This window comes from Prevotella sp. HMSC073D09 (assembly GCF_001814145.1).
In the GTDB taxonomy this organism is placed as follows: domain Bacteria; phylum Bacteroidota; class Bacteroidia; order Bacteroidales; family Bacteroidaceae; genus Prevotella; species Prevotella conceptionensis.
In genome coordinates, this window is record NZ_KV815069.1 from 44,757 (window position 1) to 53,693 (window position 8,937).

An 8,937-nucleotide genomic window follows, 5' to 3' on the forward strand; every position below is an offset into this window, starting at 1 on the left:
GTAGGCCGAAAAGTAGGTAAATAACTACTGTTTTGGGCTTTTTACACCTTCCATCTTGTCTGTATTTGAGAAAGAAACCTGCGTTTTGCACCATTTAGCCTTTCTAGTTTGGTTGTCAACTCATAATTCTTCAAGCCAGATTACCAGCTTTTAGCCCCTAAAATCCCACTTTTTAACGACCATCTCGCCCTTTTCGTACATGTGTTTCATGGTTCGAAAGGGTTTTATTTATACCATTGCAGCGGATATTTATGCGTTTCGTTTCGCATTTAGCCACATTTTGCACGGCATTTAGCAGCATTTTACCTTGCATTTAGCACCAAAACGCACTGTATTTAGCACCAAAACGCACTGCGTTTAGCGGCATATTGCACTTCGTTTTGCTGCAAAACGCAGTGTATTTTGCTGCAAATAGCCCCAAAACAGGTGCAAACAGCTGTTCCATTAAATAAAAATTCATTTTGCCGCATTCACAGGCTAACCCCTTTTTGCATCAAAACAAACCTTCGCGAGAATCGATTTTTTGCTGGTTAGGTGGGAGCTTGGTGGACGAAAAGGGTACTCATAATGTTAAAATTCTTACTAAAAACTAGACAAAGAGCGATTGTGCCATATACACGCGTAGGGATAAAGATACAGAAAGCACGTACGCTTACTACCGCCAGTGCGAGCGGTTGTAGGGCAAGCTGCTCACGGCCAACGGAAACGGCATCATGCAAACGCAGAAGACATCTGCCATTGACAAACGGTTTTTAACATGGTGGAGAATGCTTTGAATAACTGCCGCCTGATCGCCTTTTGAGGCATTGCCACATTTTGCCACCAACAAACGGAACCGACTCTCAGATTTTGTCGTGTCTTTATCAGGAACTTCGTACATGAGCGTGGTGTTTGTCTTGGTTTAACAGCACAAAGACATAAACCCTCTCTAATTGTAGAAGTATTAAAGTTCAAGACGGCTCCAAGAAGTGTTGCTTTGAAACCATTAATGTCTTTTGTTTTTTAATAGCTCTTGTTTGGTTTGCGGTTTCAAAACGTCTGTCAAGTATTCGCTTTGTAACAGGCATTGTTCCTTATTTGATATTGCTCTAACTTCTTTTTGTTTTGTAATAAAAAAATCATGGTTTTGTTTCTTTATCTTTTGGTAAATGCCTATCTTTGTAAGCGATAAGAAACTGTAAGCAATTAGAGAGGTTTGGATTTGCAACTTGTTTGCAATAACGTGAACCACCTTTTTGTAAGAGAAATGTGTGTTTTACATTGACACAAGTGGGTGCTGCGAGGCCGATGGACAGGCAACAAAGTGCATCACCCAACTGCAATGGACGAAAACATGGATGATAGACGTGAACCATGAAAGGCTTGTTGAACTTTGAACCACACATTATATATAAGGTGACGTTCTTTGTTGATGCGAGGAAACCACGAGCATAGGCATTAGTCGGCAATGGCAGACTGGCTAAACGTAGGAAATGCGCTTAGAACTTTGCCAGTGGGTGATAAGTGACGAATACCAAGAAAAGTAGAACAATTATTTTTTGTGATTAGATGTTGACTGAGATAACGACGCATGCAACCACTCGGCTAAGTTTGCCCGATCTGGTAGGGACCTGTGTCCTAATGTGAAGGGTAACAATTGAAGAGACGTTGATGGAGTGGGGAAACAAGCGTCGTATGGAACACCGAAAGGGCACGCCAAGCAAGCGTAAGACCGCCCTTTCGTGGGTGAGAAGATTGGATAAGGGAAAAGATGAAGAAAAAAGGCGCGGTAGGCAACGACGGAAGACAAGAGTGAAGGGTGGAGGAAAAAGATACATATTTTCCACTCAATGTAGGCACCCGTTGAGAGGAATGCCTACTGCCCTTAGGCATGGGCGAGCAGCTTTTAGCTCGTCCATGTTTCTTCTCTTTAAGAAGTAAAATGTTTGTAAAAAGAAATGTGCCCATTTTGTTTTATGTTATATGGCATCTTTGTGAATTTTATTTACAAAATCCTTGCATCGTTAAAGATTAATGCCTAACTTTGCGGTACGTTAGTTTTGAATTGAGAGTTGATAAATGCTTATCTACAATCGTTCTTTTACTAAACGCTATTCGGTTGCTCCTAGGCGTAGGGGAATGGAAATCGAAAATATAGAGCATAAATTTTCTATACATGAGGACATGATTGTGTGAGTGTTCATAGGCAATACAATGCCTTTGAATTTGACCGGTAGGACATGAAAACATAATGTTTTGGTGATCATGAAAACATAAAAGCTCTTATATGAATTAAGGAAGGCAAATGGTCGTATGAAACAATCTAGTTGGAACTCGTAATTTTAAATGCGGGCGAAGAATAGATAAATTGACGTTTTGATAAGGAAAGTAGACAAAAGAAAAGAGAAGAAGATAAGGTGATACCAATACCTTTCATTAGACCAATTGCACGATGACGAATGTGATTGAACGTCCATTTGTGTCGGAAGGCGTGTTGAACAACCCCCTTGTGCAAGGCCTGAATATGGCTGATGCTAACTTGTTGCTATGCAGGAAGTATAAAGTAAATGGGGAAAAGGCCACGTTAGTGGGGTAGCACCATTGGTGTGTAGGCTTAATTGTTTACAGCACGCTGCAAAGTAAAAACAACATCCTCGTGCTATTTTAGCAGGAGTGTGATAGTTGTTGCCCTCTTAATGAACAAAAAACGTTGATAGAAGTATAGGCAGTCAAGGCTGTGCTGTATGGTGAAGTTGTTTAGGCCGCTTGTTCGTAGGCTTGTTGGCAATCAACCAGGCGTACCTTGATGGAAGAAGAATATGAAAAAGATTAGAAGAAATGTTTGGGCGTATAAATTAACCCGACGTTGAAACGATTGATGATCGGATGGAGCGCATCATGCCGTGTGGTAATGAAGGGAAGTGGACAGTGCCACTAACAATGTGCATTAAGGGGATCAGAAGGTTATGATGAGCAATAAATAAAAACCTCTGATTATTCTCTAAGCCCCCTCCTGCCAAAAGCATTAGGATTTGCAACGGCATGGGCTAACCAAGAAACCTGCCTTAGGCAGTGTATGCGGAAACTGAAAGTATATAGGGGAAGGGGCACAAGCCCCTTACCCCAAGGGAAAAACCATTTGTGTAAAATGGGAATTGGGCTTGTGAAAGTCTGTGATGGTAACAAAGAATGATTTAAGAAAACTGATTTTATTAAGAAGACTGGTCCTAATTGAATGCGTTTTTGGACCGTTGTCTTTATTGACTGTTCGCATCTTCAACTGTCCAGCGGGACATGTTTGGTTAAGCTGTACCTACATTTAAACTCTCTAAGGTGCGGGCAGGAAACACATACATAATCCAAATAACCACGAGAACACAGAAGACCGCTGCGACGAGATGTCCCAGCGGTCTTTTACCTTATATGTCCGTCTTGGCTTAGAGTGAATACTGGGAATCCTTTCCTTTTACATGAAAAGCAACAGGATTTTGTTCAAACCAAACAGGTTGTTGGGATTGATCTTTTTCGTGTAGCAGTGAAGAATATTATCTAAAGGGGGAGAAGGTGAAAAGACAAAAAGGTGAAAGGGTGGAAAGATGGCTAATGCCTTTAAAAGGTGAAAGGATGAAAAGTGAAAAGGAGAGAAGGTTAAAGGGTAAAAGGTGAAGGGTTGAACAGGTAAAAAGGTAAAAGGGTGAAAGAGTGAAAGGGTGAAAGGTTGAAAAGGTAAAGAGAGATGGTTGCGCCTATTAACTTATCGTCTCTTAACTTGTTAACTTTCAGCTAAAGGTGGTGAAAAATGCAGGGGCTGTTAAGACAATGTCACCTCGTTAACTCATTAACTCGTTAACTATTCATGTTGAAAGAATGCTGTGCCTATTTATTTGTTCTCCCATCAAATTCCTACCTGTTAACTAGTCTGCTCCTTGCCTTGCCAACTGACAAGTGTGGAAAATGGCTGTGTCCATCGACTGGTCAACTCACAAACTTGTCAACTAAAAAGGTCAATGGGATGACTTGGCGGCTAACTTGTCAGCTTGTTTACTCTGGTTTTGTCCTCTTTCCACACGAATTTTAACATTGTAGACTGCGTTCGGCAACATTCACCCACTACCTCTTTTTGCATCAAAACCAACCTTCGCAAGAATTGATTTTCTGCGACAGGGTGGGCGGCTGGTGGACGGGAAGGGAGCTCATTATGTTTAATCCCCTGTTAAAAATGGACGAAATGACTATACCATATAATACATGCGCGTAGGAAACGGCATGGAAAACACGTACACTTATAGTCAAACAGAATTGGCTTTGTAGAACCATAGCTGCATCGTAAACAAACAAAAGTCATCCTTTTCCTCTACATAAAGGTTTATTGGTGCTATGCTACGCACGCCTTGCATTCAGCCAACAACCATTTTCCAAAAGCAATTCTGTTTGACTATAACTACTTTCTGCGCGAGCGGTTGCAGCGCAGCATCCTATCAATCCTAAGCAAGTTTACGAAAAGATAATGACGAGAATGGTAAGAATCAAAGAAGACGCTTGAAGGAGTAAAAAATAAAGGAGAACGTATGAGTTCCTCTAATGGAGAATAGGTAGATGCTGTTTGAAGGGGGCAGAATTACAAAGGAGAATGCATGGGCGTGCCTTATTCCCCATTCTTCAATCAGTGCGCAGCGTTAAAATGCAGAAAAAAAGTCTGCCTTTTGTTGCTTTTTTAGAAAATATCAACTAAATTTGCAGTGTCGGTATAGAAGGCCGATATAGTCTTTACCTTGTCGCATAGATGCCAAATAAAAGAAAGCATCATGCCCTTGGCCTAGCTAAATAACGAATTCATATAACTAAAACCGCATTACCATGCCCGAACAATTCTCACTTTACGTAATCATCGGCATTGCCGCTGTTATTTTAGTACTCTTCTTTTTTGCATCCTATGTCAAGGCACCTCCCTCGTATGCCTACATCATCTCGGGTCTTAGCCGCGAACCACGTGTGCTTATTGGTTCCGGAGGTTTCCGCATTCCATTCTTCGAACGACTCGACCGCGTGTACCTAGGACAGATAACGGTAGACATTAAAACCGAAGAGAGTGTGCCAACAACCGACTTTATCAACGTTGATGTTGACGCGGTGGCCAAAATCAGAGTAACGCCAAACGCAGAAGGAACACGCTTGGCCGCCAAAAACTTCCTCAACATGACACCCATGATGATTGCCGAACAGCTGCAAGACTCGCTGCAAGGTAACATGCGTGAGATTATCGGTACGCTAGACCTGCGCTCGCTAAACACCGACCGCGATGGTTTTTCAGACCAGGTGATGCAGAAGGCACAACACGACATGGCCAAATTGGGTATCGAAATCATTTCGTGCAACATACAGAACGTTACCGACAAGGAAGGTCTGATACACGATTTGGGTGCCGACAATACCGCAAAGATTAAGAAAGACGCATCAATTAACCGCGCCATCGCCGAACGCGACGTGAAGATACAAGTGGCCCATGCCGACAAAGACGCCAACGACGCACGTGTGGATGCCGACACGGCCATTGCGATGAAGAACAACGACTTGGCCTTAAAGCGTGCCGAACTGAAAAGACAGGCCGACACTGCGCAGGCTGATGCCGATGCCGCATACTCCATCCAACAGCAAGAACAACAGAAAACCATCAACATTAAGACGGTTGAGGCTGAGATTGAAAAGACCAAACGCCAACAAATTCTTTCGCAAGAACAAATCGTTATCCGCCAAAACGAACTGTCTGCCGAAGTGGAAAAACGTGCAGATGCGGAGAAATATCAAGTGCAGAAGAATGCAGAGGCCGACTTGGAACAACGCAAACGTATAGCCGAGGCACAACGCTACGAGGCCGAACAGCAGGCTATGGCACAAAACGCCGCATCGGATGCCACGCGCTATAAGCTGGAACAAGAGGCACAAGGTATCAAGGCCAAAGGCGAGGCCGAGGCTTATGCCATATTGAAGAAGGGTGAGGCTGAGGCACAAGCGATGGACAAGAAGGCCGAAGCCTATAAGAAGTATAACAATGCTGCCGTTGCCCAGATGATGATTGAAGTGTTGCCGCAGATTGTAGAAAATGTGGCCAAGCCCATCAGTGCCATCAAAGACGTTAACATTTACAGCGGCGACGGCAATGGCATCAGCGCCATGAGTGGCAACGTGCCTGTGGCCATCAAGCAAGCGTTCGACGTATTGAAGTCGGCAACTGGCGTAGACATGGCCGACATCATGAAGGCTGGCTCAATTCAGGCCAAGACAACGAGGAACATTAACCTCAATGGCGAGGCACAAGAAGTGGTAGACGGCTTGAAAGATTAGCCCTTGCCACATTCTCCTTCATGGTCTTTGGCTAGTAGACGAGTTAACAAGTTGACGAATAGGCGTGTTAACAAGTTGCCGAGTAGACAAAGCTGTTTGCCTAACTCGGAGCTCATTCACCATTTAACCCAAATTGGTTGTTGATCCTGTGCAGATTTTTTTGCTTGTTGAGCGTATTGTCTGTCTTATTCTTGCAGGCGTAGCGAGCTACGTCGAGAGAATAAGACAGGCAATATGCTGACAAGCAAACGAATGATAAACAGGAAACGACGGAAACAGCCTAAAACCATTGATAAGCGGTCTAATGAACCGATTGGGGTTAAACAAAAACGTTCTTTTGTAAGAGCCTGGTAAAATTGTCCACTCACAAAAGAGCGTTTTCATAAAGCCCAATGAAACAACGCGAAAATGGAATGTCCCTTGTCCACTCCTCAACTTGTTAACTTGTCTGCTAACCCAAGAGCGTAACTGCTAAACCTAAGCTTAACTACACTGTGTTTCCTGCAAACACAGCGTCTTTCTACATTCGTTTTTCGTTTGTTTGCAACTCGTTATCAAGCGTGTGGTTAGCAACAAATTAAAGGACCTTTTTCATAGCGAATACGCATTATTCGTTGGAAAAATCGCCCCAATTCAGCTTATCAATGTCAGCTATTTCAGACAGCTTGATAAGCTTTCTACGTTTTATTTTGCTCTTAGTCACCTTATAATGCTCCTCCTTTTCATTGTCATCGACGTTGAGATTTTCTTCGTATACCCTTGTGCGTGTAGAGAAGTTGATGTCTAAGTTATAATAAGTAACGTACCTAATGCAACGATTATGGTAATAACCAATCAACTCAAAATCGTTGTTTTGGTATCTAAAAATATAGTTCCAATAGCCATAACGCCCATGGGCATAATAAATCTGCAACGTGTTTTTGCTGATTTCCAACTCCAATTCGGGTGCATCAGCTATTCCCCCATCCTCGTTTTCGGAAGAAAAACAAGTGTCGTTCCTTAATATCTGCTCATAACCATTCTTACGTTTAAAGAGAATGATAAGTCCGCGGCGATTGCGATCGAGCCGTCCGCGACATTCGTCATCTACCCATTTACTCTTTTCAGTTCCCTTTATCATCAGCACCACGTCGGGCTTACCGTCTTTATTAAGGTCGCCCTTGTATTGTTGAAAAAGCGAATATCCTTTGGGAACAAACGCCTTAGGATCTGTTTTCAACTCCATTTTGGGTGCTGTGGCAAGCCTCACGCTGTTTTGCACGAGGCCTTGTTTGGACGTTGTGACCTTTAAACTTTCTTTTCTCGTTCCTCGAAAAGTGTGTTTTCTCGCCATGCCAATGTTCGAGCAAACTCGACATTGTTCATTTGGCTTACGAAAACTTTCGCTTTTCGCTTGCTTGCAGCCCATTGTAAAGACCACAACTAGCAATAAATGATATTTCCTTAACATAACAATAGAGTGTCAATCATCCTTTGGTAAATCCAAATCAAGTTCGTCGAAGTCGGTTATCTCCGATAATTTGATGAGGTTTTTCCGTTTAAATTTGATTGTTTTCACCTTAAATTCCTCTTCCGCCTCATCTTCATCTGCGTTAATATTCTCTTTATATACACAGGTGCGTGTAGAGAAATTAACATCCGTGATATAAAGAACAACTGGACCGCGATCGTAACTACCAAAATAACCAATGAGTTCGAAATCGTTATTTTGGTATCTAAAAATGTATTTCCAATAGCCATAACGCCCATGGGCATAATGCAATACCAGGGTGTTATTCTTGATATAGAAGTCTAATTCGGGTGCGTAATATACACCTCCATCCTCGTTTTCGGAAGAAAAACACTCGTCGTTCTCGGCTATCAGCTCGTATCCGCCATCGCGTTTAAAAAGGATGATAAGTCCCCGACGATTGCGATCAAGCCGTCCGCGGTATTCATCATCCACCCACTTGCTTTTATCGGTTCCCTTTATCATCAGCACAACGTCGGGCTTGCCGTCCTTATTAAGATCGCCTTCGCATCCTGAAAACAAGACATACCCATCGGGAATGAATTCCTCGGGATCTGCTTTCAGCTCCATTTGAGCCACAGCCACGGGTTTCACACTTGCTTGCACGGTGTCTTTTGTCGGCACCGTGTCTTTCCCACTTTCGTTTTTCGCTTGCTTGCAGCCCGTTATCAGGGCAAGAGCAAACAACAAATAAAAAATCCTTAACATCATATACACCTGCTATTCATCGTCTGGCAAACCTAAATCAAGTTCGTCGAAGTCGGTTATCTCCGATAATTTGATGAGGTTTTTCCGTTTAAATTTGATTGTTTTCACCTTAAATTCCTCTTCCGCCTCATCGTCATCTGCGTTAATATTCTCTTTATATACACAAGTACGCGTAGAATAGTTGACTTCGAGAATCCTAAGAGTAACAGGCCCTCTACTAGAATAACCATCATAACCTATCAGTTCGAAGTCGTTATTTTGGTATCTAAAGATATAGCTCCAATACCCATATCGTCCATGTAGGTAGCTTATTATCAGTCTGTTTTTGTTTATCTCCAAACGTAATTCGGGTGCGTAATAAACGCCTCCATCCTCGTTTTCGGAAGAAAAACACTCGT

4 protein-coding genes and 1 pseudogene are annotated in these 8,937 nt (G+C 42.7%); 1 reads left to right on the forward strand and 4 read right to left on the reverse strand.

What is annotated here, in order from left to right; translation table 11 throughout:
• Positions 1 to 655: 655 nt before the first annotated feature.
• The gene (locus HMPREF2955_RS15015; protein ID WP_168166865.1) at positions 656 to 880 is read right to left on the reverse strand and encodes a hypothetical protein; all 225 of its coding nucleotides are present in this window, start codon (positions 878 to 880) and stop codon (positions 656 to 658) included.
• A gap of 3,956 nt (positions 881 to 4,836) precedes the next feature.
• Between HMPREF2955_RS15015 and HMPREF2955_RS04820 the strand changes: the two genes are divergently transcribed.
• A complete protein-coding gene (locus tag HMPREF2955_RS04820; RefSeq protein ID WP_009229285.1) occupies positions 4,837 to 6,321 on the forward strand; it encodes a flotillin family protein in 1,485 nt (494 codons plus the stop codon).
• A gap of 607 nt (positions 6,322 to 6,928) precedes the next feature.
• Here the strand turns inward: HMPREF2955_RS04820 and HMPREF2955_RS04825 are convergent.
• The 3 genes and pseudogenes from HMPREF2955_RS04825 to HMPREF2955_RS04835 all read right to left on the reverse strand — a co-directional run.
• The gene (locus tag HMPREF2955_RS04825) at positions 6,929 to 7,546 is read right to left on the reverse strand and encodes a hypothetical protein (RefSeq protein ID WP_246830070.1); all 618 of its coding nucleotides are present in this window, start codon (positions 7,544 to 7,546) and stop codon (positions 6,929 to 6,931) included.
• A gap of 237 nt (positions 7,547 to 7,783) precedes the next feature.
• Positions 7,784 to 8,539, reverse strand: a complete 756-nt coding sequence (locus tag HMPREF2955_RS04830) for a hypothetical protein (RefSeq protein ID WP_168166866.1) — start codon at positions 8,537 to 8,539, stop codon at positions 7,784 to 7,786.
• A gap of 12 nt (positions 8,540 to 8,551) precedes the next feature.
• Positions 8,552 to 8,937: pseudogene (locus HMPREF2955_RS04835) on the reverse strand (hypothetical protein); the annotation flags it as partial.

Coding starts and splice junctions, on each gene's coding strand:
- HMPREF2955_RS04830 (WP_168166866.1), bottom strand. CDS start 8,539: ATGTTAAGGATTTTTTATTTGTTGTTTGCTCTTGCCCTGATAACGGGC.
- HMPREF2955_RS15015 (WP_168166865.1), bottom strand. CDS start 880: ATGTACGAAGTTCCTGATAAAGACACGACAAAATCTGAGAGTCGGTTC.
- HMPREF2955_RS04825 (WP_246830070.1), bottom strand. CDS start 7,546: ATGGAGTTGAAAACAGATCCTAAGGCGTTTGTTCCCAAAGGATATTCG.
- HMPREF2955_RS04820 (WP_009229285.1), top strand. CDS start 4,837: ATGCCCGAACAATTCTCACTTTACGTAATCATCGGCATTGCCGCTGTT.